Annotated in this window: 20 protein-coding genes and 1 tRNA gene; 9 read left to right on the top strand and 12 right to left on the bottom strand. The window is 67.7% G+C overall.

The window, feature by feature from the left end; translation table 11 throughout:
- The first annotated feature begins 215 nt into the window (after positions 1 to 215).
- From BRAS3809_RS16185 to BRAS3809_RS16175, 3 genes are all read left to right on the top strand, one after another.
- Positions 216 to 1,400 (top strand): ABC transporter substrate-binding protein, encoded by a 1,185-nt coding sequence (locus tag BRAS3809_RS16185; RefSeq protein ID WP_008963190.1) that lies wholly within the window; start codon positions 216 to 218, stop codon positions 1,398 to 1,400.
- 171 nt (positions 1,401 to 1,571) lie between these two features.
- Positions 1,572 to 2,375 carry an enoyl-CoA hydratase gene (locus BRAS3809_RS16180; protein WP_008963189.1) on the top strand — a complete coding sequence of 268 codons (804 nt, stop codon included), beginning with the start codon at positions 1,572 to 1,574 and terminating at the stop codon, positions 2,373 to 2,375.
- Between the two features lie 136 nt (positions 2,376 to 2,511).
- Positions 2,512 to 3,270 carry a VOC family protein gene (locus BRAS3809_RS16175; protein WP_008963188.1) on the top strand — a complete coding sequence of 253 codons (759 nt, stop codon included), beginning with the start codon at positions 2,512 to 2,514 and terminating at the stop codon, positions 3,268 to 3,270.
- 344 nt (positions 3,271 to 3,614) lie between these two features.
- On the opposite strand, the gene BRAS3809_RS16170 is transcribed toward BRAS3809_RS16175, so the two are convergent.
- The 3 genes from BRAS3809_RS16170 to BRAS3809_RS16160 all read right to left on the bottom strand — a co-directional run bounded on the left by BRAS3809_RS16170 (position 3,615) and on the right by BRAS3809_RS16160 (position 6,809).
- On the bottom strand, positions 3,615 to 4,412 hold the full coding sequence (locus BRAS3809_RS16170; RefSeq protein WP_008963187.1) for an enoyl-CoA hydratase/isomerase family protein: 798 nt from the start codon (positions 4,410 to 4,412) through the stop codon (positions 3,615 to 3,617).
- 155 nt (positions 4,413 to 4,567) lie between these two features.
- Positions 4,568 to 5,725, bottom strand: coding sequence for an acyl-CoA dehydrogenase family protein (locus BRAS3809_RS16165; RefSeq protein WP_008963186.1), 1,158 nt, complete (start codon positions 5,723 to 5,725; stop codon positions 4,568 to 4,570).
- 19 nt (positions 5,726 to 5,744) lie between these two features.
- Positions 5,745 to 6,809, bottom strand: a complete 1,065-nt coding sequence (locus BRAS3809_RS16160) for an acyl-CoA dehydrogenase family protein (protein ID WP_008963185.1) — start codon at positions 6,807 to 6,809, stop codon at positions 5,745 to 5,747.
- A 243-nt stretch (positions 6,810 to 7,052) separates the two neighbouring features.
- Here BRAS3809_RS16160 and BRAS3809_RS16155 point away from each other — a divergent pair, with 243 nt between their 5' ends.
- A complete protein-coding gene (locus BRAS3809_RS16155; RefSeq protein WP_008963184.1) occupies positions 7,053 to 7,832 on the top strand; it encodes an SDR family NAD(P)-dependent oxidoreductase in 780 nt (259 codons plus the stop codon).
- Between the two features lie 279 nt (positions 7,833 to 8,111).
- Here the strand turns inward: BRAS3809_RS16155 and BRAS3809_RS16150 are convergent, their stop codons facing one another.
- The 3 genes from BRAS3809_RS16150 to BRAS3809_RS16140 form a co-directional block, all read right to left on the bottom strand.
- Entirely contained in the window at positions 8,112 to 8,378 is a 267-nt protein-coding gene (locus tag BRAS3809_RS16150; protein ID WP_008963183.1) for a GlsB/YeaQ/YmgE family stress response membrane protein, read from the bottom strand.
- Between the two features lie 35 nt (positions 8,379 to 8,413).
- Complete coding sequence (locus tag BRAS3809_RS16145) at positions 8,414 to 8,995, bottom strand: YidB family protein (protein WP_008963182.1); 582 nt, start codon at positions 8,993 to 8,995, stop codon at positions 8,414 to 8,416.
- Between the two features lie 190 nt (positions 8,996 to 9,185).
- On the bottom strand, positions 9,186 to 9,860 hold the full coding sequence (locus tag BRAS3809_RS16140) for a hypothetical protein (RefSeq protein ID WP_008963181.1): 675 nt from the start codon (positions 9,858 to 9,860) through the stop codon (positions 9,186 to 9,188).
- A 415-nt stretch (positions 9,861 to 10,275) separates the two neighbouring features.
- On the opposite strand from BRAS3809_RS16140, the gene BRAS3809_RS16135 reads away from it, so the two are divergent.
- Entirely contained in the window at positions 10,276 to 12,408 is a 2,133-nt protein-coding gene (locus BRAS3809_RS16135; protein ID WP_008963180.1) for a phytoene desaturase family protein, read from the top strand.
- Between the two features lie 12 nt (positions 12,409 to 12,420).
- Here BRAS3809_RS16135 and BRAS3809_RS16130 read toward each other — a convergent pair whose 3' ends face one another.
- Genes BRAS3809_RS16130 through BRAS3809_RS16120 form a run of 3 tightly spaced genes read right to left on the bottom strand, consistent with a single transcriptional unit; the run spans position 12,421 to position 14,926 of the window.
- Positions 12,421 to 13,365, bottom strand: coding sequence for a M28 family peptidase (locus tag BRAS3809_RS16130; RefSeq protein ID WP_008963179.1), 945 nt, complete (start codon positions 13,363 to 13,365; stop codon positions 12,421 to 12,423).
- A gap of 23 nt (positions 13,366 to 13,388) precedes the next feature.
- Positions 13,389 to 14,006 carry a fused MFS/spermidine synthase gene (locus BRAS3809_RS16125; protein WP_008963178.1) on the bottom strand — a complete coding sequence of 206 codons (618 nt, stop codon included), beginning with the start codon at positions 14,004 to 14,006 and terminating at the stop codon, positions 13,389 to 13,391.
- On the bottom strand, positions 14,003 to 14,926 hold the full coding sequence (locus BRAS3809_RS16120; protein WP_008963177.1) for a spermidine synthase: 924 nt from the start codon (positions 14,924 to 14,926) through the stop codon (positions 14,003 to 14,005). Before BRAS3809_RS16120 ends, BRAS3809_RS16125 begins: the two co-directional genes overlap by 4 nt.
- Positions 14,927 to 15,227: 301 nt before the next feature.
- On the opposite strand from BRAS3809_RS16120, the gene BRAS3809_RS16115 reads away from it, so the two are divergent.
- Positions 15,228 to 16,256 carry a hypothetical protein gene (locus BRAS3809_RS16115; protein WP_008963176.1) on the top strand — a complete coding sequence of 343 codons (1,029 nt, stop codon included), beginning with the start codon at positions 15,228 to 15,230 and terminating at the stop codon, positions 16,254 to 16,256.
- A gap of 51 nt (positions 16,257 to 16,307) precedes the next feature.
- On the opposite strand, the gene BRAS3809_RS16110 is transcribed toward BRAS3809_RS16115, so the two are convergent.
- On the bottom strand, positions 16,308 to 17,447 hold the full coding sequence (locus BRAS3809_RS16110) for a hypothetical protein (protein ID WP_008963175.1): 1,140 nt from the start codon (positions 17,445 to 17,447) through the stop codon (positions 16,308 to 16,310).
- A 192-nt stretch (positions 17,448 to 17,639) separates the two neighbouring features.
- On the opposite strand from BRAS3809_RS16110, the gene BRAS3809_RS16105 reads away from it, so the two are divergent.
- Positions 17,640 to 17,716: transfer RNA gene (locus BRAS3809_RS16105), tRNA-Arg, on the top strand.
- Between the two features lie 159 nt (positions 17,717 to 17,875).
- Entirely contained in the window at positions 17,876 to 18,565 is a 690-nt protein-coding gene (locus BRAS3809_RS16100) for a flavin reductase family protein (protein ID WP_008963174.1), read from the top strand.
- A 71-nt stretch (positions 18,566 to 18,636) separates the two neighbouring features.
- Here the strand turns inward: BRAS3809_RS16100 and BRAS3809_RS16095 are convergent, their stop codons facing one another.
- Positions 18,637 to 22,167, bottom strand: coding sequence for an autotransporter domain-containing protein (locus tag BRAS3809_RS16095; RefSeq protein WP_008963173.1), 3,531 nt, complete (start codon positions 22,165 to 22,167; stop codon positions 18,637 to 18,639).
- Positions 22,168 to 22,551: 384 nt separating this feature from the next.
- Between BRAS3809_RS16095 and BRAS3809_RS16090 the strand changes: the two genes are divergently transcribed.
- Positions 22,552 to 24,561 (top strand): tetratricopeptide repeat protein, encoded by a 2,010-nt coding sequence (locus tag BRAS3809_RS16090; RefSeq protein ID WP_008963172.1) that lies wholly within the window; start codon positions 22,552 to 22,554, stop codon positions 24,559 to 24,561.
- 196 nt (positions 24,562 to 24,757) lie between these two features.
- Here the strand turns inward: BRAS3809_RS16090 and BRAS3809_RS16085 are convergent, their stop codons facing one another.
- A complete protein-coding gene (locus tag BRAS3809_RS16085) occupies positions 24,758 to 25,810 on the bottom strand; it encodes an LLM class flavin-dependent oxidoreductase (protein WP_008963171.1) in 1,053 nt (350 codons plus the stop codon).
- Positions 25,811 to 26,385 lie beyond the last annotated feature (575 nt).

Genomic DNA, 26,385 nt, shown 5'->3' with positions numbered 1-26,385 from the left:
TCATGCGTGCAGGCGCCATGCTGTATCATCGCACGAAATTCGCGTTCCATTGAGCGGAAAACAGCAGCAGGCGACTGCTTTGTTAGGCGCTTGCCGCATGCGTGGGCGTGCGCCATGATGGCAACTATCAACGAGGCCGTCGCCACGTAGCGGCGTGCCCGGCAGGGAGGACATCGATGAGCGGATCCATTCGCGGCGCGGCGGCGTCACTGTTCATGCTGGCGTCGGCGCTGACGCTGTCGGCAAGCCTCGCGCACGCGCAGAGCAAGCCGCCGCTGAAGATCGGCGGCATCCTCGACATGTCGAGCCTCTACGCCGACATCACCGGTCCCGGCAGCGAGGCCGCGGCGAAGATGGCCGTGGAGGATTTCGGCGGCGAGGTGCTCGGCCGCAAGATCGAGGTGATCGCGGCCGACCACCTCAACAAGGCCGATCTCGCCGCCAACATCGCCCGCGACATGATCGACAACCAGGGCGTCGAGATGATCTGGGACGTCGCCGCCTCGGCCACCGCGCTGGCCGCCGGCGAGATTGCCAAGGCACGTAACAAGATCATCATCTTCAACGGCCCGGGCTCGGTGCGCCTGTCCAACGAAGCCTGCGGCCCCTACACCGTGCACTACGTGTTCGACACCTTCGCGCAGGCCAACGTCACCGGGTTGGCGGCCGTGAAGTCCGGCCTCGACAGCTGGTTCTTCCTCACCGCCGATTACGCGTTCGGCCAGGACCTCGAGAAGGACACCAGCGCGGTCGTGGTGAAGTCGGGCGGCAAGGTGCTCGGCAGCGTGCGCCACCCGCTCAACACCTCGGATTTCTCCTCTTTCCTGCTGCAGGCGCAGGCCTCCAAGGCCAAGGTGATCGGTCTCGCCAATGCCGGCGGCGACACCATCAACGCGATCAAGCAGGCGGCCGAGTTCGGCATCAGCAAGAGCGGCCAGAAGCTGTCGCCGCTGCTCGCCTTCGTCTCCGATATCGACAGTGTCGGGCTGGAGACGGCGCAGGGGCTCCTGGTGGCGGAAGCGTTCTACTGGGATCTGAACGACGACACCCGCGCCTTCACCAAGCGCTTCATGGAGCGCACCAAGCGCGTGCCGACCTCGGCGCAGGCCGGCGTGTACTCCTCGGTCACGCATTATCTCAAGGCGGTGAAGGCCGCGGGGACCACCGATCCCGACGCCGTCATGAAGCTGATGCGCGCGACCCCGATCAACGACATGTTCGCGAAGGGCGGGCGGATCCGCGAGGACGGCCGCATGGTGCACGACATGTACCTGTTCGAGGTCAAGAAGCCGTCGGAGTCCAAGGGCAAGTCCGACGACTACAAGCTGCTCGCGACCGTGCCGGGCAACGAGGCGTTCCAGTCGCTGGAAGCCTCGCGTTGCCCGCTGGTGAAGAAATGACCCTTGAACGGCCGTGGAGCGGGTCCGCCCACGACGTCCGTCGTTCCGGGGCAACGCGCAGCGTTGAACCCCGAACCTCGACTTGAGTCCATCATCTCGGGATTCCGGGTCCGACGCTGCCGCGTCGCCCCGGAATGACGGGTCCACAACTCGGATATCGGAGCATCGGCCATGACCAACAGCACCGTCCTGCAACACCTCGATTCCGGCCTGCTCACGATCACGATGAACCGGCCGGAGCGGCGCAATGCGCTCAACAGCGACATGACCAAGGGGCTGGTCGAGGCGGCGCAGCGTGCGGCCAATGATCCCGACGTGCGCGCGGTGCTGCTCAAGGGCGCCGGCGGCACGTTCTGCGTCGGCGGCGACGTCAAGGCGATGGCCGAGGCCAAGGGAAGCGCAAAGACCGCGCCGTCGTTCGAGACCAAGGTTACGACCTTGCGCGAACGGATGGAGGTGTCGCGGCTGCTGCACCTGATGCAGAAGCCGGTCGTCGCCCAGATCGACGGCGCCGCGGCCGGCGCCGGCCTGTCCATCGCGCTGGCCTGCGATCTCCGCGTCGCCGGCGAGTCCGCCAAGATCACCACCGCCTTCGCCAAGGTCGGACTGTCAGGTGATTTCGGCGGCACCTACTTCCTCACCCAGCTGCTCGGCAGCGCCAAGGCGCGCGAGCTCTATTTGACCTCGCCGATCCTCTCCGCGCGCGAAGCCCTGGCACTGGGCATGGTGACGAAGGTCGTGCCCGACGCCGAGGTCGAGGCCGCCGCGCGCGAGCTCGCGATGTCGCTGGCTCAAGGCCCGAGCGTCACCCTCGGCTACATCAAGCGCAACATCAACAATGCCGAGACGATGACCCTGGAAGCCTGCTTCGATGCCGAAGCCGTGCACCACTCGCGCTGCAGCGACACCGAGGATCACAAGGAGGCTGCGCGAGCCTTCGTCGAGAAGCGCGCGCCGGCGTTTCACGGACGGTAGACTCCATCGGCGTCATTGCGAGCGAAGCGAAGCAATCCAGAGCTCAGACAATAATCCTGGATTGCTTCGCTTCGCTCGCAATGACGACGGTAGGCCGTTGCTTGCGTCAATAGGTGATAGTTCAAGGAGGATCGCCATGCCTTACCTCCATTTGCGCCAGATCTGTCTCGTCGCCCCGACGCTCGAGCCGGTCGTCTCCGACATCGCCGCGATCATGGGCCTGGAGATCTGCTACCGCGATCCGCATGTCGGCAAATACGGCCTGGAGAATGCGCTGCTGCCGGTCGGGCCGATCCTGCTCGAGGTCGTCGCGCCGACGCGGGAGGGCACTGCGGCAGGACGTTTTCTCGACAAGACCGGCGGCCGCGGCGGCTACATGGCGATCTTCGCCTGCGACGATCCTGACGGCCGCGCAGCCATTGCGAATGCGATGGGCGTGCGCACCGCCAACATCATCGATCATCCGCCCTATCACGGCGTGCAGCTGCATCCGCGCGACTGCCGCGCGGCGTTCATCGAGCTCAACCACACCACGGGTAGCGACGACGTGCTCGGGCCGTATCCGCCGGCCGGTCCGGACTGGACGCGCGCGATCCGCCGCGATGTGACGACGGCGTTGACCGAGGTGGTGCTGCAGAGCCCCGAGCCGGCATCGCTTGCGGCGCATTGGGGACGGATCCTCGATGTGACGCCGTCGACCAACCAGGGTGTTCAGCTGCTGAAGCTGCCCAACGCCGAGATCCGCATCGAGACCGGCGAGCGCGAACTGATGTGCGGCTTGGCCTTTCGCGTGGTGGATGCTGAGCGTGTCACTGCCGTCGCACGGGCACGTGGATATGCGGTGTCGCGCGATGGCTTCGGGATCGCGGGTCTGACCTTCACGCTGACCAGGTGAGATTTGTGAGCTGGTTCAGCTCTCGCGCCCCGCATTGTTGTGCCTGTCCGACGAACCGCGATCTGGACTGCGCTTGTGCCATGACCCCCGCCCGGATTGCTGCGCAATCCGACCTCTCCCCGCAAAGGGCGGGGGAGAGGTCGCAGCGCCCGCGCCGACGGAGATTGCCGCAACGAATGCAGTGATTCCGATTCTTCAAGCGACGTGAGCCCTCGCCACGCGCACGCCGCGCTCCCTCTCCCCGTTCGTTACGGGGAGAGGGTCGGGGTGAGGTGCTGCCGCACGGGACGTGTTCGACGTATTATGGAAACGCCGGCACACTGATCTCGTCGTCAGGGGAGCGCTCACCGCCCCTTGAAGTTGGCGAAGCGGCGTTCCTCGGTGGCCTTGACGCCTTCCTTGAAATCCTCGGTCGCGCGCAGCCGGGTCTGTTCGGCGAGCTCGTGCTCGGTGGCGGCCATGACGCGGTCGGCGAGGCCGGCGCGCATCGTGGCGCGGGTGGAGAGCAGGCCGAGCGGCGAGCATTCGGCGATCTCGGCGGCGAGCTTCATCGCTGCGTTGCGCACCTGATCCTGCGGCACGCATTCATTGGCGAGGCCCATCTTCAACGCCTCTTCGCCGGTGACGCGGCGGCTGGTGTAGAACATCAGCTCGGCGTTGTTCTTGCCCACCAGCTCCGGCAGCGTCACCGTCAGTCCGAAGCCCGGATGGAAGCCGAGCTTGGTGAAATTGGCGGAGAATCGCGCCTCCGGGCAGGTGACGCGGAAATCGGCCGATACCGCGAGCCCGAGCCCGCCGCCGATGGCGGCGCCATGCACTGCGGCGACGACCGGCTTCTTGCAGCGAAAAATGCGCACCGCCTGCATGTAGAGATGATTGATCGGCCCGAGGCTGTCGGCGGGATCACCTTTGGCCTCCTGCGCCTGCCGCGCGGGATCGCCGAAGTTCGCGCCGGCGCAGAACGCCTTGCCTTGGGCGGCCAGCACCGACGCACGGATCTCGATGTCGCGATCGAAGCCTTCGAGCGCATCGGCGATCTGGTTGATCAGCGCAATGTCGAAGAAGTTGAGCGGCGGCCGGCGGATCTCGATCAGGCCGACATGGCCATGGATCTCGACGCCGATGTCAGGGAAGTGGGTCATGGTGTGGTCTCCAATTCTGCTTCTCCAGGCGTCATTGCGAGCGCAGCGAAGCAATCCAGACTGTTCGTGCGGCCCTGGATCGCTTCGCTGCGCTCGCGATGACGGAGCTACGTCTTCGTACGAGCCGCGGCGATGATCGCGGTCTCCGCGGCCGGCTACCGCAGCCCCAGGCCGCGCGCGATGATGCCGCGGAGCACCTCGGTCGTGCCGCCCTGGATGGTCAGCTTCGGCGCGGTGCGGATGGCGAAGGTCAGCTGGTTCTCCAGGGTCTCGCGATTGCCGGCGTCCTCCTCGACGAAGGCGGCGAGGTCGCGCACGCGATGCGGCAGCTGCTGCTCCCACACCGTGCCGACGTCCTTGACGATCGACGCCTCGACCACCGGCTCCTTGCCGGCCTGCAGCATGCCAGCGACCGACACCGACATCCGCCGCATCGCATGCAGCTGCGCCACCAGGCGGCCGATGCCCTCGGCGCTGCGCGTGTCGGGATCCGGGCCTGCGGCGCGCACCAGCTCGGTCAGCACGTAATAGGTTTCCAGGAAGCGCTCCGGCCCGGAGCGCTCATAGGCGAGTTCGGAGGTCGCCTGCTTCCAGGCGCCGTCGATCTCGCCGAGCTGGTGATCGTCCGGCACGAAGGCGTCGGTGAACACGACCTCGTTGAATTCCTTCTGGCCGGTGATCTGGCCAATCGGATTCACCTTGATGCCCGGCGACTTCATGTTGACCAGGAACTGCGTCAGGCCGTGCCTACGGTTCTCCTTGGTCGCCGGCGACGTCCGGAAGATCGCGATCATGTAGTCGGCCATGTGCGCCGACGTGGTCCAGATCTTGGTGCCGTTGATCAGCCAGCCGCCATCCGTCTTCGTCGCGCGCGTCTTGGCCGCGAACAGGTCGGAGCCGGAGTTCGGCTCGCTCATGCCGATCGCGAAGCACAGCTCGCCGCGGCAGATGCGCGGCAGGATGTCCGCCTTGATGTGTTCGGGCGCGTAGCGCAGTAGGATCGGCCCGCTCTGGCGGTCGGCGACGAAGAACCGCCGCACCGGCGCGTTGGCGACGCGCATCTCCTCGGTCACGACATAGCGCTCGAGGAACGTGCGCTCATGGCCGCCATATTTCTTCGGCCAGGTCATGCCGATCCAGCCGCGCTCGCCAACGCGCCTGGAGAATTCGCGCGCATCGGCATCCTCGCGCAGCGGCTGATAGGGATTGAACGTGCCGGCGGCGATCTCCTCGGCGAGGAACGCGCGTACCTCCTTGCGCAGCTCCTCGCACTCGGGCGGCAGGCGGATCGGATCGAAACGAAGTGCGGTCATGCGGCAATCCTCTCCCGTATCAGCGTGAGGCGACCAGGGGCCATAGCTCGTCGGCGCCGCGGGCGGCGACGCGTTGCCCGAGCGCGACGGCCCAATGGCTCTCCGAGCCGAAATCGTCCCGCCAGGCCAGCGCCCGCAGCGAGAAGCGGTGCAGGATGTGCTCGGTGGTGAAGGCGATCGCGCCATGCACCTGATGGGCGATCGCCGCGCCTTTCTCGGCGGCCTCGGCGCAGCGGATCTTGGCGGCGGCCGCTTCGAGGAAGATCGCGTCGTCCATCGCCTCGCCGCGCGCGATCGCATCGGCGGCGGAGGTCGCGGCGGCGCTCGCCGCGGCGACCTCGCCGGCGAGGCGGGCGAGATTGTGCTGCACCGCCTGGAATTTGCCGATCGGCTTCTCGAAGGCGACGCGCTCACCGGCATAGCGCACGCTGATCTCGAGCAGCCGGTCCAGCGCGCCCGCGATCTGCAGGCCGCGCACCACGCCGCCCATCAGCATCAGGCGGTCCTGATCGAAGCCGGCCGGCGCAGGCTTGATCGCCACCGGCGCGACGTGATCGAAGATGACGGTGTCGCTGGGATCGTTGGCGAGCGAGAGGCCCGGATCGATCCGCAGCCCGGCCGCGTCGACCAAGGCGATCGAGACGCCGTCGCGGCCATGCGCGACGACAGCGACGTGCTTGGCGTTCTTCGCAAATGGCACGCCGCGGGCGCGGCCCGACAGCGTGCCGTCGGCATCGAGCGTGATCCTGTCCTTTGGCCGCGCCGGGGCGATCGTCATGGCGCCTTCGGGTGAGGCGATGCCGCCCTGCTGCAGCAGCCAGCCGGCCAGCAGGGTCTCGGCGAGCGGTACCGCCAGCGCGAAGCGCCCGGCGGAATTGATCACCGCAAAGCCGTCGGCGAGGTCGGTGCCGGCGCCGCCGAACTGCTCGGCGACCCAGGCCAGCGGCAGGCCGGCCTCGCTCAGCGCCTGCCACAGCGGCGCCGCCCAGCGTCCGTCCTTGTCGTGATTGATGGTCTGCGGGTCGGCGAGATCGGCGAAGATCTTCTCCGCGGTCGCAACCACGATGTTCTCAGCGTCCGCCACGGCGTTCCTCGTGCTGATTGTTCTGCGTCGCGTCTGCGCCCGGCGCAGGCTGTGCTTTGCGGCGCATGATGAGCGCAAGCCTCACGGCTGACAAGCGTCGCGCATCGCAGGGCGCCGTCCGTTCCCCGCATGGAGCGGCGCGATTTCCGCGGCGCGGAGATTGCCCGGATTTTGCAGTCGCCGCGATCTTCGCTAAGACACGGTCAGCTGAGAACGAGAATCCGGTTAACAGGGAGAAGCGGAATGGCGGAAGGTCTGTGCGCGATCGTGACGGGTTCGGCCTCGGGCCTGGGCGCCGCGACGGCGCTGCTGCTGGCCAAGGCGGGCATGCGCATCGTCGTGAACTATTCGAACAGCAAGACGGAAGCCGAGCAGACCGCCGACCTCTGCCGCAAGGAAGGCGTCGAGGTGATCGTCGTGCAGGGCGACGTATCGCGCGACGAGGACTGCAAGACGATCGTTGCCGCCGCCGCGCCCTGGGGCCGGCTCGATGTGCTCGTCAACAATGCCGGCACCACCAAGCATGTGCCGCATGATCAGCTCGACGGCCTCTCGGCGGAAGATTTCCAGCGCATCTACGCGGTCAACACGATCGGCCCGTTCCAGATGATTCGCGCCGCGCGGCCGTTGCTCGAAGCCGCCGCGAAGCTGGCCGCGCGCGCCTCCGCCGTCGTCAACGTCTCCTCGGTGGCGGGCATCAGCGGCGTCGGCTCGTCGGTGGCCTACGCGGCGAGCAAGGGCGCGCTGAACACGATGACCCTGTCGCTGTCGCGCGCGCTGGCGCCGTCGATCCGCGTCAACACGGTGTGCCCCGGCTATATCGATACGCCCTGGTTCACCAAGGGCCGCGGCGAGGCCGGCGCCAAGCAGGTGCGTGATGCCGTGGTGGCGCGCGTGCCGCTGCGCACGGCGTCGTCGGCCGAGGACATCGCGCAACTCGTCGCCTTCCTGGCGAGCCCCGCTTCCGGGCAGATGACCGGCGAGGTCGTGCGCATGGATGCGGGCATGCATCTGCTGGGCTGAGGTCGTCGTCGCTGCGATCAGGCGCTGACGCGGTCTACACCTTTCGTGCGGCCCTGGATTGCTTCGCTGCGCTCGCAATGACGGGGTGGGTGCAGTGAAGGCCAATGGTCAGCCAGAGTGAGCAAGATTGCCAGGCGCAGCGATCCAGCGTGTCCGCAGCGACGGTGTGAGTAGCTCGGCGGTCTCCATCCGCGTCATTGCGAGCGCAGCGAAGCAATCCAGGGCCCAGCGAGGACTCTGGATTGCGCCGCTTCAATTGCATCGACGGAGTGCCGGCTGCTACCGATTGAAGTCGCGAATGGTGCCGCTGGCGACCAGCCTGTTCCAGATGAAGAGAACGACCACGGCGCCGAGCGTCGCGGTGACGTAGCCCGCGCCTTCGTCGGGACTGTAGTGCCCGATCGCCTGTCCGACCGCGGTCGCGAGGAACGCGCCGACCACCCCGAGCACGATCGTCAGGATGAAGCCCGAGGGATTGTTCGGTCCGGGTGATATCAATCGTGCGAGAAAGCCGGCGACCAGCCCGACGATGAGAATGTGCAACATGCGGTTCGTCCTTCCCGTCAACCTATCGCAGGCGCTCAGATCCGGCCGGCCAGCTCGTGCTCGGTCGGCAGCCGCCCGTCGGGCGTCAGCTGGTCGATCACCTTCGGCAGATACTGGCTCAGCCCGTTGAGCAGTTCATCCCGCGACAGGCCGCTCTGCGCGGTCAGCTGGTCGATATGATCGGCGCCCAGCGCGCTGGCGAGATCGCCCGGCGAGATCGGCTTGTTCTCACCGGGCCCGACCCACGAGTTGGCCGCGTCGCCATGGCCCTTGTCCTGGAACTGGCGCAGCAGATCGCCGAGCCCGCCCGACAGCACGCTGCCGGCCGCGCCGCCCGCGAGCAGCCCGCCGAGTCCGCCGGCGATGATGTTCCCCAAACCTCCACCCAGAGCGCCGCCCAGCGGCCCCCCTTGCGGAGCTGGCTGCGGCGGCGGCACCGGTGTCGGCGCTGCATGCGGCTGCTGGCCGTTCTGCGAAAAGTGCTTCACGGCCTTCCACGCCAGCAGTGCGAGGATCGCCATCGTCATCGGCGACATGCCGCCATTCTGCGGTGTGGTCGGATGGGACGGCCCGTGCGGGCCGTTCTGCATGCCGTTGAGGATATCGAGTAGACCCATGACGTGCCTCCTGCGCGCCCCGCGCGGATAAAGCTATGGCCTCGCAAGCGGCGTGACAAGCCGCGCGCCTGCGCGCCGCGCGTTGTGACACGGCGCCGATGACGCTCGGATGAATGGAGATCACGCGCCCGCTGACGTCGTGCGCGTCAGTTTGCTCCTCAGGCTCGGTTCTCTGGGTCAGGTCTCGAGATCAGTTCTTGGCGTCCGCCCGCTTCGGCGGCTTCACGACCGGCGTCGCCGTGGCGGTCTGGCTCGGACCGGTGAACAGGCGCTTCAGATCGTCGAGCTTTTCCGACAGCACCGGGAAATTGCACGAGAACGAATCCCGCCGGCTGCCGTCCTTGGCGCATTGCGCCGCCTTGATGCGCGCGCGGGCCTCGGCTGTCGCCCCTGGCACAGCGGTCGGCGCGGTCTGCTGGGCCGCAGCCGGCGGCTTGCTCGGCCGTGGCAGCGGGGGAGGAGGAGGCGCCGGCAATGCGGGCTTCGGCGGCTCGATCGCGGCGCGCGCCGTCATGTCCTTGATCGAGGCCGGCTGCAGGCCCTGCGGCTGCGTGCGCGGCATCATCGCTGCACTCATGTTGGCGTGACGCTGCCGCTCGAGATATTGCGTGTACTGCTGGTCGATGAACTTCTGCTCTTCGGGCGTCGGATTGGGGCCCGCGATGTCGAAGCTGCGATCCTGCATGAAGTCGTAATAGACGTAGCCGCCGCCCGGTTTCCGTCTGCCGGCAAATTTGGCGTTACACTGCGCCATCGCCGTGGTCTTCTCTTCCTTGGTCGCGGACTTCTCGGCGGCGTCGGCGCATTCCTCGAAATCGGCCGGCGCCCGGCTCCACCACTCCGCACGCGCGCGTTGTGGTTGCATCGCGGACAGGCAGCTGATTGCGGCAAAGACCAATATGGGCAGTTGGGGTCGGTACACGAACGGCAATCCTCAGCGTCTCCTCGCCTCAGATGACCTCAGATTGTCGCCATTTTGCGGCGATGTGTGACTCCTATGCTGCGCAATTTGCGACTTTCTAGAACGCTCGCCGCTTTTCCGTGATCCTGTTGCCACAGTTGAGCGCCGCTTGGTGCGGCCATCGCACCGGATGTGGCGCCCGAACGATACGCTCCGCCGCCAAAATGCGACGAAGCATGGGCCTCCGCTCTCATCCCGCCGTAGTTGACGAAACTAATCTTGACGTTGGAAAGATAATTGTTGACGCCGCACCGGAATGCCTCTACGGCTATCTTGACATTGGAAAGATAAGCGGCGCGATCGCGCGGTGGAGGCTGGTATGAAGGTATTCCTCATCGTCAAGCTGGCGCTGCTGCCGTTCGTCGTGTTCTGGGCGCTGCTGGGCTGGCAACAGCCGGCCTGGGCCGTGTGGTCGGCCCTGGCCTTGTCGCTCGTTGCCAATGTGTGGCGCGCCTCTCGCAGCGAAATCGCCGTCCTCGAACTCGGCAGCCTGGCGCTGTTCGTGCTGCTGGCGATCGCCAACGATGTCGCGCCGAACTGGACTGCCGGTAACGCGCTATGGCTGTCTTTCGCCGGCCTCGGCGTGATCAGCTTCGTTTCGCTCGTGGTGGGCCGCCCCTGGACCGCGGACTATTCCCGCGCGAGCTATGCCGACAGCGCCGCCACGCCGCAGTTCCAGCTGATCAACATGCTGATGACCGGGCTGTGGGGCGTGCTGTTCCTCGTGCTCGGCCTGTGCCGCTGGGCCGGCGTGTCGTCCTGGATCACGACCGCCATCGTCGCCGGCGGCGCACTGGTGTCGATCTTCGGACCGCGCTTCGCGATCCGGCAGGCCGTCCAGCGGATGCGGGCGGCGCGGGAGGATTTTCACTGGCCGGCGCCGGCCTTCTCCGCCACTGCCAGCGCCAGCGCCGATTGCGACGTCGCGGTGATCGGCGCCGGCATCGGCGGCCTCACGGCGGCGGCGCTGCTCGCCGACTCCGGACTCAAGGTGAAGGTGTTCGATCACCATGTCGTGCCCGGCGGCTTCTGCCACAGCTATCTGCGCAAGGCCCATCACGACAACAAGCCGGTGCTCTATCGCTTCGATGCCGGGCCGCATGATTTCTCCGGCGTCTGGCCGGGCGGTCCGGTCGACAGCGTGCTGCACAGGCTCGGCGTCGCCGATCGCATTGAATGGAAGCGCGTCACGCACTCCTACCGTCTGGCCGGGCGCCGCATCGACGTGCCCGAGGATTGGCGCGCCTATGTCCGCCAGCTCTGCGAGATGTTTCCCGCCAGCGCTGACGGCATCGTCAAACTGTTCGATACCATCCACGCGATCTTCGTGAGCATGTATGCGACCGGCGAGGGCCGCAGCGGCATTCCCGGCATGCCGGAAACGATCGAGGAGTTGCTGGCCTTTCCGCGCAAGCATCCGCAGGCGTTTCGCTGGATGAACCGGCCGTTCGACGACCTGGTCGCCGCCCACGTCTCCGATCCCGCGCTGATCGCCACGCTCAATGCGCTGGCGGGCTATCTTGGCGACCGCAGCGAGAAGCTGAGTTGCGGCCAGATGGTTCCGATCTTCGGCTATTATTTCAAGGGCGGCTTCTATCCCGTAGGCGGCTCCGGTCACCTCGCGGACGTGCTGACCGATGCGATCACGGCGCGGGGCGGCGAGGTGGTGTTGAAGTCGAAGGTCACGCGCGTCCTTGTCGAGCAGGGTCGCGCCGCCGGCCTCGAGCTCGGCAACGGCCGCCAGGTGCGGGCCCACGCAATCGTGTCCAATGCCGACCTCGGCCGGACGTTCACCGAGCTGTTGAAGCCCGAGGACCTGCCGGCCGCGTTCCGCGACCGCGCCGCGACGATCGTGCCGGCCACGTCGTGCTTTTCGGTGCATCTCGGGCTCGACATCGTGCCCGACATTTCGCCAGCCACGCATCTCGATGCGCCGATGGGGGTCGGCCTCGCCGTGATGTCCAAGCTCGATCCGTCGGCGGCGCCGGCGGGGCATGCGACGATGACGATCATCACCCTCGTTCCTCACGAACAGGCCAAAGGCTGGTTTCCGGAGGAGGGTGGTGACGATTGGAAGGCGTGGCGGCGATCGCCCGACTATGAAGTCCGCAAGCAGCAGCTCGGCGACGCCATGGTGGCCGCAGCGGAGACCGTCATTCCCGGCCTGTCGCAGCACATCGTCTACCGGACCGACGCGAGCCCCGTCACCTATGCGCGCTACGATCTCGCCAGCGCCGGCTCGATCTATGGCGTGGGACGATCGGGACGGCTGAAGGGTGCCAAGACGCCGCTGCGCAATCTGGTCATCGCCGGCGGTGGCAACGCCGGCGCTGGCGTCGAGGCCGTGGTGATTTCAGGCGCCGAGGCCGCGGAGGCGCTGGTGCCGGGCCTGCTCGCGTCGCGCAAGCCGGCCCGCGCCGAGCAGCCACAGCCCGAGCTGGCGCTGGCCTGAGCGCCGCGCCGATCAGGGCGTATAGAGATAGCGCAGCAGCGTGCGGCCGACCGCCTCCAGGCTCTGCGCCGAGCACTGCTCGATCGTGTCCTGCGTGGTGTTGAAATAGGGCTCGTAGTCGAAGTCGATCACCAGGAAGCTCGGGATGCCCGCCTGCTGCAGGGCGGTGTGGTCATCGCTGATCGGGTAGGACGTCGGTTCTGGCGAGAAGGCCTGCGGCGCGATCTGGCTGCCGATGCTCCAGAACTTCTTGACCTCCGGCAGCGCCGAATGCAGCGACGACGGCTCGGGCTGCAGCTTGAGGTCCTTGTCGCAGACCATGTCGAAATCGACCGCCTTCTCCGGCTTGCGCGTCGGGTAATAGGTCTTGAGATTGGCCGCGAAATAGGGCGATCCCAGCGCGCGCCAGGTCGGATCGCCGGCGCCGAGCGATTTCGGTCCCTCCTCGCCGTCGAAGAAGATGAAGTCGATGCCGACATCCGGCTTCGCCGACAGCGATAGCACGCGCGCGGTCTCCAGCAGCAGCGCCACGGCGGAGGCCGAGTTGTTGGCGCCGGGCATCGGCGCGTCGGGCGATTTGGGATCGCGATAGGCCTTGATGATGCTGTCGTAATGCGTGGCGACGATGATGCGGCGCGGGTTCTGCACCTGGAAGCGGGCGATGATGTTGGTGAGCGGGATCGCCTTGCCGTCGTCGCCCTTGGCGGTGAAGCTCTGCGTCAGCACGGCGTCCGCGGCGCTCTTGGCCATCGCCGCCTTGATGTAGTCGATCGCCTTCTGGTGTCCCGGCTCGCCCATCGAGCGTGGCGTGAACTTGAGGAGATCGGCGATGTGACCCAGCGCGCGCTGGCCGTCCCACAGCTCGATCTGGGCTTCCGCCGCGCGCGCGGGCAGCGACGTCAGCAGCAACGCGGCCATGGCCGCCGTGGCGGCGAGGCGGGGCCAGAACTGTCTCATCCGGAACTCTTCAATGCTTGATGTCAGGTCGTCTTCTTGCCGAACGGAATGAACAGGATGCCAGCGCAGACCGCCAGCGCCACGGCGAAATAATAGGTGATCGCGCGCGAGCCGATGGTCGGGATCAGCGTGAACGTCGTGACCAGCGTGCCGACCACGTTGCCGATGGTCGAGACGCCATAGACGAGGCCGGCGACGCGGCCCGCCTCGTCGGCCGAGCGCGTCAACAGGCTGACGGCGATCGGCGAGAACGTGCCGAGCAAGGTCAGCGGCACCAGCAGCAGCGCCGTCGAAGCCATCAATGTGGCGGCCGCGCCGTCGCCGATGGTGTCGAGGATGTCGGCCATGACCGCGTCGGCGGTCGCCGGCACCAGCGCCATGTAGCCGGCCGCGATCAGGATCATGGTGCCGATGGTGCGCGTGGTGGGCTGGCGGTCGACGATGGCGCTGCCGGCGAAATAGCCGATCGCGAGCGCGCACAGCACGGTCGAGATCAGGCTCGCCCAGGCGCCGATGCCGCTGCCGAAATACGGGTTGAGGTAGCGGCTGCCGAGCATCTCGAAGCCCATCAGCACGCAGCCGACCAGGAACGAGCAGACATAGATCGCCAGCACGCCGGCGCGCGACACGTGCTCGCTCATGGCAGCTTCTTGTTGTGGCGCTCGATGCTCTTCAGCGCCTCGACCGGCGCGAAGTCGTCGGTGAGCACCTTGGCCTTGGCGTCGATCACCTGGCCGTTGTCGATGTCGATGCGCTTGCGCTGCGCCAGCATGTCGGCGAGCTTGTAGCGGAAGCCGAACTCCTTGTCGCGCTCCTGCGCGACGCCGGCGAGATCCTCGGGCTTCCGCTCGTCGCCGGGGTAGGCGACCATCACGATGTTGCCGCCGGCCTCGTAGAAGTCGACCTGCGGGAACACGCTGTGGATGGTCTTGACAGCGGCATCGAACAGCATCGTCGACGGCTCGACGTTCTGCGCCACCACGCCGCCCTCGGCGAGATGATCCTTCACCAGCTGGTAGAATTCCTTGGTCAGCAGGTGGAACGGCACGAACGGTCCGCGATAGGCATCGATCAGGATGATGTCGTAGCGCTCTTTCGACTCCTGCACGAACAGCCGCCCGTCGCGGTTGGCGACGTGGAAGTTCGGCTCCTCCTTGATGCCGAAATACTTCTTGGCGAGCTCCAGCACGGTCGGGTCGAGCTCCACCGACGTCACCTGCACCTTGGGCAGGAAGCGGTGCAGGTACCAGGCGGTGCGGCCGCCGCCGAAGCCGATCTCCAGGATCGAGTTGACGGTCTTGGCGTACATCACGCTCGCGGTCATGAAGCGGGTATAGTCGACCGGCAGGTCGAGCTCGTCACGGGTGTTGTAGACGCTCTCGGTGTAGATGCGCCGGTTGTGACCAAAGGTCATGCTGCGGTAGGGCGCCTGCTCATAGACATAGATGTTGTTGTAGAGCGACTCCTTGGACTCCAAGAGATTGCGGGTGTCCTGCGCCTTCGCGGCAGCGAGCGAGAGGAGGCCTGCGAGTGCGCCTGAAATGACCGACCGGATAAGCATTGAACTGTCTGTTTCCCTCGGCTTGAAAAATGGAGCGGATGCGCCTTGCTCGGCGGCCCTGTGGCGCGGGACGGCCGTCCCTCGGTCACGACCCGCGCTCAGGCACGACCAATACGGCGATCCCGAGGCCGGTTCCGCATCGGCGCCGTTCTCTTAGACCATCGTCCGCCTGCCGGATAGTCAAACCGCCCCTGTCAACGGGGCTGTGATCGCCGGCCGCTGCCGGTCTTCTGTTCCCGCTGCGGGCATTCTATGGTCGACGAGGCGCGGCAATGGGGTGCCGCAGCGGTCCGAGGACACCATGATTGCGTTGAAGGGGATGCTGCTCGCCGGTCTGGCGCTGGTTGGCGCACTGGCCTGGGCTCAGAGCGAGACCGCGCCGAATCGGCGGCCGGTCGCGGTCGTCGCCGATGAGCGCCTCGCCGTCGGCGATCGCGGCGTTCTGCCGCTTTATGCCTCCCGTCCCTGGACGCAGCCGCAGCCCGACATCACGCGGGCGGTGCTGGTGCTGCACGGCAGGCTGCGCAACGCCGACGTCTATTACAAGACCGCGATCAAGGCCCGTGATGCCGCCGGTACGGCCGGGGCGACGACCCTGCTGATCGCGCCGCAATTCCTCGCCGAGATCGACGTCACGGAGCACAGGTTGCCGCCTGAGACCCTGCGCTGGACCCTCGAGGGCTGGCAGGGCGGCGACGCGGCCACCGCTCCCCAGCCCGTCAGCTCGTTCGAGGTCCTGGACGCGATCCTCGCCCGCCTCGCCGATCGCTCGCTCTTCCCGGCGTTGAGCGAGGTTGTGATCGCCGGCCATTCCGGCGGTGGCCAGGTGGTGCAGCGCTATGCGATCGCCGGCAAGGGCGAGGCGGCGCTGACGCAGCGCCAGGTCGCGGTGCGCTATGTCGTCGCCAATCCCTCGTCCTACGCCTATTTCACAGCCGACCGGCCGGACGCCGCGATCGCCGCGGCCTGTCCGGGCTACGACCGCTGGAAGTACGGCATGGCCGACCGTCCGGCCTATCTGGCCACGCCGACATCGGCCGAGCTCGAGCGCGCCTATGTCGCCCGCCGCGTGATCTACCTGCTCGGCACCCGCGACACCGATCCGAATCACCCCGCGCTGGACAGGAGCTGCATGGCCGAGGCGCAGGGGCCGACACGCTATGTGCGCGGCCATTCCTACGTCACGGCCATGGCCGCGCGCGACGGCGGCACCCCAAACCACAGCCTCTTTGACGTTGCCGGCGTCGGCCACAGCGGTGACAAGATGTTCACCTCGACCTGCGGGCTGCACGCGCTGTTCGACCTGCCGGGGTGCGCGGCGGAGCATTGACCGGCGGCCGAAGATCGTGACCGCGCGCACCGCGGACAAGTCCCGTGACGATCAGATGTGCATCTGGTTGGCGAAGTGAGCGCTGTTGAGTTCGGCCGCGGCGTGAAACGCGCTCGCTCCGAATTCGGCGTGAGCCGAGGCGCCGGAGACATCGTGAGCAAGGGCAGCGTCAGGAGCGACGGCGTGCTCGAAGCCGCCGGCGAGGTCGAACGAGGCGTGCGAAGCCGTCGTGTCCATGGCCGCGGCATGGCCTTCCGTCAGATGCCCAAGGCCGAGGCCACCGATGTCGGCGTTGGCAGCATGGCCGCCGGATGTGGCGCCGTGCACGGCCCCTTCGGCTTGGTCCCAGAAGCTGAGCTCCAGGCTGGCGCCGGCATGGGCGACCGAGCTGGTCGGCCCGCCCGAACCGCTGTCGTCCGGATTGGGACGCTCCTCGCCGGGATCATGGAGCGGACCCGTGCCGCTTCGACCATGGGATTCGCCGCCGAGATGACCGATGATGTCTCCTGACGGCCCGGCTTCGCCGGCTGCCCCGGCGCCACCGCCATGCGTGCCGGCCCCGCCACGACCGCCAGATTCGCCAGCTTCGCCGCCGCTGCCATCCGGATCAGGCGTGCCCTCGCCGCCGCCACTGCCGCCATCGGGATCGCCGCCGCCTCCGGAATCCCCGCCATTGCCGTTGCCGCTGTCGCCGCCACCGGCATCGCCGCCGCCCGCGCTACCGCCATCGCCTTCGTAGGGGCTCGGATGCAGGTCGCCGCCGCCTTCGTCGCCATACGGGTTGGGCGGCAGCTCCGGCGCGCCGTCGCTGCCGCCGGGTCCTTCGCCATAGGGATTGGCCGGCAACTCGTCGCCGCCGTCGCCGGGATCTCCATAGGGATTGGGATGCAGGTCGCCGGCGCCCGGGTCGGCCGGGCTGGCCGGGCCTTCGCCCCCGTCGCCGCCTTGACCATAGGGATTCGGGTGCAGATCGCCGCCGGCCAGCTGCTCGCCGGAGGCCGGCTCGGACAGGTTCACGGCGATCTCGGAGATTTGCACTCCGCCGCCGGAGGACGCCGCCTCGGCCCCGCTGCCCCCCGATCCTATCATGACGGGGCCGATCTCAACCGTTCCGTCCGGTGCGGGCCCGGGTTCACCAGCCTGGGGGGCATGGCTGTCGGTGATGTCGATGTCCTTCAGCACCACGGGCATGGCGCGCTCCTGAATGTCTGTCTGGCCATAGCGGCGGTCTGTGGATAGTCCCGCGAGGGTGCCGCGGATGTGATGCGGGTCACTCGGTCAAAGGCGCGCAGCCGCCATTTTCGGTCAGCCCACAGGCTTGGCGATTGCGCCGTCCCTCTGCTATGAGCAGTCGTGATGGCAGGGTCAGCTGTTTGCAGCGCCGGTCCCGTAGCTCAGCTGGATAGAGCGGCGGTTTCCTAAACCGTAGGTCGCATGTTCGAGTCATGCCGGGATCGCCATCTGCCGCCGCCCTGCGCGCGCGGATTTTTCCAGATCAGACGTTGATGCAGCCGGACCTCGCCCGATCGGAGATCGGGTGGAGCGTATCGCCGGGATCGGGGAACCATCCAGGAGCCGACAGCGGCCGTCCGCTGCTGCATCATCCTGGAGAGCTTCCCATGCACACCCCCATCGAGCCGGGCATCCTGTATTTCGGGACGCCCGTCGTGCTCATCAGCACCGTCAATGAGGGCGGCAGCTGCAATCTCGCGCCGATGTCGTCGGCGTTCTGGCTGGGCTGGCGCTGCATGCTCGGCCTCGCCGCCGGGTCGAAGACGCCGCAGAACATGGTCCGGACCGGCGAATGCGTGCTGAACCTGCCTTCGGTCGATCTCGTCGCCGCGGTCGACCGGCTGGCGTTGACGACCGGCTCTGATCCGGTGCCGGCGATGAAGCGGCACAAGGGCTATCGCCACGAGGCGGACAAGTTTGCCCTGGCCGGCCTGACCGCCATCGCGTCCGAAACCGTCGCCGCGCCACGTGTCGCCGAATGTCCAGTGCAGCTCGAAGCGCGCGTCGAGGCGGTGCATGGCATCGCCGATGAGGATGCGATTCTGAAAGGACACATCCAGTGCTTCGAGGTGCGCGTGCAGCGGGTCCATGTCGATCGTTCGATCCTGATGGACGGCGTGCGCGACCGCATCGATCCCGACAAATGGCGGCCGCTGATCATGAGCTTCCAGCAGTTCTATGGTCTCGGTCCGCGTGTTCACGATTCGCGGCTGCGCACCATTCCCGAAGCGGCCTATCGCACGCCGGACGTCGACCGCGCCCGCAAGGCGATGCGGCGAGAGGCCGCCGCCAGCTGACGGCGACGACATCACAGGAAAAAAGCCGCGTCCTCGCGGGACGCGGCTCGATCTGATGGTCGCCTGTCACCTCACCATTGATATTTGATCCGGCCGGTGCCGGCCCAGGACGACGAAGATCGCGCGAACTGGCCGTCGATCTGGCCCGACAGCGTCAGATGCGAGGTCAGCGCCACCTCCGCGACGCCGGACAGCAGCGCCGAATCCGCCGCGATCCGGGCGCCCGTTGTGACGAAGCTGGCGCCGGGCAGGGTCTGGAACGTCGCACTCACCGTGGCGTCACGATTGTAGTCGTGGGCCCAGGCGGCCCGGCCGCGCAGCAGGAACGTCTCCGACACACGGCGATCGGCCCACAGGCCGAGCTCGGTGCGCGGCAGGGTGGTGTCGCGCGCTGCGAAGGTCAGCGCCGAGCCATTGGCGCCGAGCGAGCTCGTCTCGGTGTAGGACGGGCTCCACACCTGCTGCAGCTGCAGCGCGGCGTAGGGCGTCACGCTGCTCGCGCCGAGATCGAAGCGGTAGCCGGCTTCGGCGCGGCCGGCGAGGGTCGGCGCCGTGTAGCTCGCGCGCAGCGTCTCGACCGCGGCGGTGGTGAGGTTGCGCGTCGTCGACATCCAATGCGCGCCGGCGGCCAGGCTGCCGGAGACATAGGCTGCGCCGAAGCGCCTGGTCGCATAGGCCGCCGCCTGGATGAAGTCCGAGCTGCCATAGCCGCCGCCCTGCGCGACGCTGAAGCTGGTCTGGCCGCCCGACAGCGCGAAGCCCAGCGTCGTGTCCGGCGCCAGCCGATAATCGGCACCGGCCGCGAGGCCATAGATCCGCGACGACACGTCCTGGCTGCCCGCCGCGGCATCGCCGCCGATATGGCCGCCGCCGCCGAACGCCGAGCCCCACACCGCCCAGCTCGGCTCCATCGGCATCGCCTTGGCGAAGATCTTGCCCGCCTTCGCCGCCGGGCTCGCCTCGGCATAGGCCATCATCGGCGAGCCGCCGGGAGTCGATCCGGCGCCGGAGCGGCCGCTGCCGCCGAAGTCGAGCACGGTGCTCATGAAGCCGGTCATGCTCTGGCCGACGCTCTGGGTGCCCGCCGGCGCGCTCTGGCTGGCGAGCTGGTTGAACGTCGCGCCGACGCCGGCTGCGTTCTGGAAGTAGACCGACTGCAGCGACACCGGCAGCGTGCCGCCCTTGTTCACCGCATTGGCGAGCACGTTGTAGATCTGCTGGCCGTTGCCGCTCACGCCCGATGTCGGCAGCGGCGGCAGCGCAGCCTGCTTCAGCGTGAGATAGGCGTTCTGGCCATCATAGCTCAAGGTCGGTGTGACGTTGGTGACGCCGCTGGCCGTAGAGCTCAAGCCGGAGAACTGCCCGCTCACGCCGCCGGCGGCCGAGACGATCGCGACCTTGCTGCCCGCGGCATAGACGCCGCCGGCGAAGGACGCCGTGACCTGGCCGTTCAGCGTCGCCGTGCCGGACACGCTGGTCGTGCTGAAGCTGCCGGGGGTGAACTGCAGCGCGTAAGTGGCGCCGCTGGTGAAGGCGAGGCTGCCGAGCACGGTGAGCTTGCCGGCCTGGCCGGTCAGGCCCGTCACCGCCTGATAGCCCGGCGCCAGCGTGCCGGCGATGTTGACGTCGCCGACGGTGCCGAGGCCGGAAAGGGTCGCGCCGGCGCCGACGCTGATCGGGCTCGTGACCGCGGCGCCCGCCGCGACCACCAGCGCGCCGCCGTTGATGGTGGTGCCGCCGCTGTAGCTGTTGTTGCCGGCGAGCACGAGCGTGCCGGTGCCGTTCTTGGTCAGCGAGCCCGTGCCGGAGATGTCGTTGCTCCAGATGTCGAACGCATTGTAGCCGCCCTGCGCCGCATCCATCGTCACCGCGACCGCGCTGTTGAACGCGCCATAGCCATAGGCCGCCTGGTAGAGATTGATGCGGCCCCAGCCGTCCCAGGTGTTGCCGTCGAGCAGCGCGTAGCCGGACGGCAGCGCGGTGGTCTTGAGGATCTCGGTGCGCTGCGCGTCGCTGAGATAGGGAAAGCGCGTCAGCAGCAGCACCTGGGCCTGCACCGGCACGTTCTCCGGCAGGGTCGTGCTGGCGCCGGCGAGCTGCAGGCCGTAGGTCATGCGATAGGTGTAGCTCGACGGATCGGTGCTCGAGAGATTGATGTCCTTCGAGGCCGCCGCGATCGTCGCCGCGCCGCCCTGCGCTTGCTGGATGCAGGCCTGGACGCTCACCGTTCCACAGGACGAGGCGAGATAGGACTGCGTCTGGGTGTAGGCCTGGTAGACGGCATAGGCATTGGTGTTGGCCGGGTTGGTCCAGTCGACCCGGTCGCCGTTGGAATCATACAGCGCATTGTAGATGTTGGTCGCCGCGATCGCGGTGGCGAACATCCGCCCGCCGATCACGTCGAGCGGCGAATGCATGCCGGCGAGGATGCGGTTGTTGCCGAGGTCGGCGGCGCGCGCCAGGATGCTCTGATATTGCTGCGGCACCAGGAAGGCCAGTCCCAGCGCCTGCGTATAGGCCGAGTTGGTGTGGCCGGAGATGAAGCCGCCATCGGCATAGGGGTTGGTGCTGTTGATGATCTGCAGCAGCGGCGTCGGCACGCTGACGTCGGTCGATAGCCGGTAAGGCCTGGCGGCCGCGCCGATGCCGGGTACGTAGTCGCCGACCACGAATTGTGTCGGCTGCAGCACGCCGTTCACGATCGTGCCGACATTCGGCACGGTGAGATAGCTCAGGCTGGTGCCGTTCGCGGTGTTCTGCGCATCGATCATCGCCTGGGTCACGGTGAGGCCGCGCACCCAGTTGGTGGCGTTGCCGTAGACCGCGGGGATCGTCAGGTTGCCGTAATAGGTGGGGACGACGATGTTGGCGGTGTCGGCGGTGGTCAGTCCGGTCTTGGTGGTGGCGTTGTAGTTGCCGAAGGCGGAGGCCAGCGGTCCTGTCGTGGTCTGGTTGACGGCGGCGCCATAGGCCGCGGGGTTGGTCACCGGTGCGGTCGAGCCCATGTAGCGCTCGAAGGTGCGCTTGGTCGGCTCGGTCGAGGAGTTGGCGCGCACGGTGTTGTTGACGAAGTTCACCGCCGCGGCGAGCGGCGTCGCGCTGCCGTTGCCGAAGGTGGTGGCGCCCCAGCTCGCGCCGTTGAGATAGTTGATGTTGGACTGGAAGTTCTGCAGCGTGTACGGCGCGTAGGTGGTGGGCGTCAGGCTGTTCGGCGTGGTGCCGCTGGCCGAGGCACCGGTGCCGGTCATGAAATATCCGGTGAGGACGCCGAGCCCGTTCAGCACGCTGTATTGCTGGTTGGTGCGATCGTCATGGATCGCCTCGAGCGTCTGTGCCGCCGTGCGCGCCTGCGTCATGCGGATGACGGTCGCGAGGTTCTGCTCCATGACGCCCGTGCCGTTGGTCAGCGCCGGATCGTTCAGCATCAGATTGGCATAGGAATCGACCACATTGACCATGGTCGAGCCGGTGGTCGCCGTGCTCGAATTGGTGAAGTTGACGGGCGGGGTGGTCGGGATGTCTCCGGCCCGGGCAGCGAGGGGGAGCAGGGCGGAGCCCAGCGCGGCATATTTCCAGAATTTCAGATACGCAGACGACGACATTCAACGGCCCCCAGACCAACAAATTTGAATCCGGGCGCTTCGCGTCCGGTAGGGGATCGGCCGCATGTCTGCGGCGTTTCGCCCCGCCGCCGTCACTATTTACCGTTTGTTTCAGATTCTTAACGGTTTGTTAGCGACGTCCATTCGTCCGTTGCTGTCGTCGCAAAGACACACAATCCAGAGTGATCGCGCCGGTCGGCGCCGCCTGCGACGCGAGTTTTACTAACAACCTGGTGTGCGCCCGGGCTTCCGCCGATTTGGGTTGTGCGTGCCGGAGCTCGCCCGATGAACGGCCGCGCGCGTCTGCGAAGTTGCGCTTCGCCGCCTGAAATCCGCACGGCTGTCGTTGAAGCTTGCATCCGAGAGCGGGAGACGGGGGCAATCATGGGCGCTGTGGCGGTCGAGCGGCTGCTGGGCGAGGCGGCTGATCACTACAATGCCGGACGGCCCGGCCCCGCGCTCGCCCTGTGCGGCGACATCCTCGCGCAGGTGCCGGATCACCCGCCGGCGCTGCATCTGTCGGCCATTCTCGCCTTCGCCGACGGCCGCATGGCGGAGGGCGCGGCGCTGCTCGCGCGCCTGTTTGCCTGCGATCCCAACCATGCGGCGGCCTATGTGACGCTGGGCGATGCGCTTGCCGTGAAGGGCGAGCAGGAGGCCGCCGCGGAGGCGTTCGCTCGCGCCGCGGCGCTGCGGCCGCGCGACGCCGCCGTTCACGACAAGCTCGGCACGGCATGGCTCGCGCTGTCGCGTTTCGCCGCGGCGGAGGCCGAGTATCGCCTGGCCCTGACGCTCGATCCGGCGCTGGCCGCGGCCCGCTGGAATCTCGCGCTGGTGCTGGTCCGGCAGGGCCGGCTCGGCGAGGCGGCGACGGTCTATCAGCAGGCGCTGGTGCAGCGTCCCGCCGATGCCGGACTGCATCTCGCCCTGGCCGATGTGCTCTACCAACAAGGCGTGTTCGACGAGGCGGCGATGCATTATCGCCGCGCCGCGAGCCTGGCGCCCGATGACGCCAAAGCGGCGCGGCAGCTCGGCCATGCGTTGTACGAGGCGGGGCGCTCGGCCGAGGCGATCGAGGCCTATCGCCGCGCGGCGCTGCTGGATCCGGCCAATGTCGTCGTGCTCAGCAATCTCGGCGCCTGCCTGTGCGGCGCCGGCCAGCTCGACGCCGCGCTGGCCGCCTGCCGCCACGCGCTGGCGCTGCGCCCGGACTACGCGCCGGCCCACACCAATCTCGGCATCGTCCATGAGCGGCGCGGGGAGTTCGATGCGGCCGTGGCCGCGCATCGCCGCGCCGTCGCCGCCGATCCCGGCTATGCGCGGGGGCATGCCAATCTCGCGGTGGCGCTGCGCCATGCCGGCGACATCGACGCGTCGCTCGCGGCCTCGCACCAGGCGGTCGCGCTGGCGCCCGATGATGCGCAGACGCGCTACAATCATGCCCATGCGCTGCTGCTGACGGGCGATCTCGCCGCCGGCTTCGCCGAGCACCGCTGGGGCCGGCATTGCCCCGAGCTGTCCGCGAGCATGCCGCGCTTCGATGTGCCGGACTGGAACGGCGAGCCGCTCGACGGCCGCACGCTGCTGCTGTTCGCCGAATACGGCATCGGCGATGCCTTGCAGTTCGTGCGCTACATTCCGCGCGTGCGCGCGATGGGCGGCAACATCGTGCTGCAGGTTCAGCCGGCGATCGCCTCGCTGCTGCGCGGTCTCGACGGTGTCGCCGTGGTGGCGCGCGGCGAGCCGCTGCCGCCGTTCGATCTGCAGCTGCCGCTGATGAACCTGCCGCACATCTTCGGCACCACGCTGGAGACGATCCCCGGCGATGTGCCCTATCTCGCCGCTGACCCGATCAAGGTCGCAGCCTGGCGCAACGTGCTCGGATGCCGGCCGGGGCTGAAGGTCGGCGTGGTCTGGGCCGGCAATCCCAGGCACAAGGGCGACCGCCAGCGCTCGCTCGCGGCCAGCGACGTGCTGGCGCGGCTGGTGAGGCCGGGCGTGCAGCTTTATTCGCTGCAGAAGGAGCCGCGTCCCGACGACGCGCCGGCGCTGCTCGATCTCGGCACGGAGGTCATCGACCTCGCGCCGCTGCTGGCCGACTTTGCGGAAACCGCTGCCGCCGTCACCGCGCTCGACCTCGTCATTTCCGTCGACACTTCTGTTGCCCATCTCGCCGGCGCGCTGGCGCGCCCCGTCTGGGTGCTGCTGCCCTATGCCCAGGACTGGCGCTGGCTGCGCGACCGCGCGGACACGCCGTGGTACCCGACCATGCGGCTGTTCCGGCAGGAGCGGCCGATGGCCTGGGAGGGGGTGCTGGCGCGGGCGTCGGACGAGCTGGCGCGCGTGGCGGCGGGGGAGCGCGGACGATTGGCGCCAGGCGTCTCGGAGTCGTAAGCGACCCTTTGTCCAAGCCCTCGATGTCGTCCCGGCCTTGAGCCGGGACCCATAACCACCGGCCGCTGTTTGGCGAAGAACGACACTCAGTGTGCCCCACAGAGAGATCACGCGGTATGGGTCCCGGCTCGAGGCCGGGACGACGGCGTGGGGGGCGCGACCTTCGGCTCACCAACGAGCCGTTCGGTCGCGTTGGTCAGGACACCGGCGCCGCTTCCTCCGCCAGCAACTCTCGCACCCGCGGCACCACCGCCTTGCCATACAGCTCGATGCTGCGCATCAGCCTGGCATGCGGCAGGGGGCCGGCCGAGTATTTCAGCTGAAACCGCGACAGGCCGAGCGCCTTGATCGTCGCGGCGATCTTCCGCGCCACCGTCTCGGGCGAGCCGACATAGAGCGAGCCGTGGTCGGCCTCCTGCACGAACTCGTCGCGACCCATCGGCGGCCAGCCGCGCTCGCGGCCGATGCGGTCGCGCATCGTCTTGTAGTCCGGCCACAGCTCCTCGCGGGCCTGTTCGTCGCTGTCGGCGACATAGCCCGGCGAATGCACGCCGATCGGGTTCATGGCGCGGCCGAACTGCGTGATGGCGCGGTGATAGAGATCGACATAGGGCGCGAACCGCCTGGGATCGCCGCCGATGATGGCGAGCATCAGCGGCAGCTCGTAATGCGCGGCGCGCACCACCGACTCCGGACTGCCGCCGACGCCGATCCAGGCCTTCAGACGGCCATGCTGAACAGGCGGAAACACCAGCTGCTCGCGCAACGGCGTCCGCAGCTGGCCCTGCCAGGTCAGCGGCTGCTGCGGCAGCAGGCTGACGAACAGATCCAGCTTCTCCTCGAACAGCGCCTCGTAGTCTTTGAGGTCGAAGCCGAACAGCGGAAAGGATTCGGTGAACGAGCCGCGGCCGAGGATCACCTCGGCGCGGCCGTTCGAGACGGCGTCGAGCGTCGAAAAGCGCTGGAACACGCGGATCGGATCGTCCGAGCTGAGCACCGTCACCGCGGAGCCGAGCCTGATCCTCGAGGTGCGCGCCGCAATCGCCGCCAGCGCCACCTCCGGCGCCGAGATCGCGAAGTCGCCGCGATGGTGCTCGCCGAGCCCGATGAAGTCGAGCCCGAGCTGGTCGGCCAGCACGGCTTCCTCGACCACGTCGCGGATCACCTGCGCATGCGCGGCCATCGCGCCGTCGGCCGCGCGGGTGACGTCGCCGAAGGTGTCCAGGCCGAATTCGATCTGTGTCGTCATGTCGCGTTCCATTCCGTCCGGCCGTCATACGGCGTCCCGCTGTCAGCTGGAAGGGGCGGAACCGGATTGCAAGCGGCCGGGGTGAAACACAGGGTTTCGGCAACCACTTCTCGGCTCCTTCGTCATTCCGAGGCAATCGTCAGCACGCAGGCGCGGAGCGCCTGTGTGGTGGCGATTGAACCCGGAATCTCGAGATGAGGGAAACCAGCTCGGGATTCCCGGTTCAAGGCCTGCGGCCTTGCCCCGGAATGACGGTGCCCCAGGTGGTGCAGGACACGACAGTCTCCGCCACCAAAATTCCTCTTTCGTTTTTCCGAAAATCATGCTCTACTCCACGCATCCCGCCTCATCGATGAGGGGCGTGCGCGCGGTCGTCACGAGACGCGAGGCGGGGATGCGGTGGCCGTGGCGGGTCGCAGCGTGGCTTTTGCCGCGCCGACGAACGATCCATCACGGACGGTCAAGCCGTGTGGTCCTGGTCTCCCGATGCTGAGACCAAGCCGGTGGTGTCTGATGACGTCACCTGCGACGGGGACAAGACAGCCGGTCCCCGGGGAGAGCACGGAGCAGCCGTG

The sequence above is a fragment of the Bradyrhizobium sp. STM 3809 genome (assembly GCF_000239795.1).
Taxonomy (GTDB): Bacteria; Pseudomonadota; Alphaproteobacteria; order Rhizobiales; family Xanthobacteraceae; genus Bradyrhizobium.
This window is presented reverse-complemented; position numbering and strand designations above follow the sequence as displayed.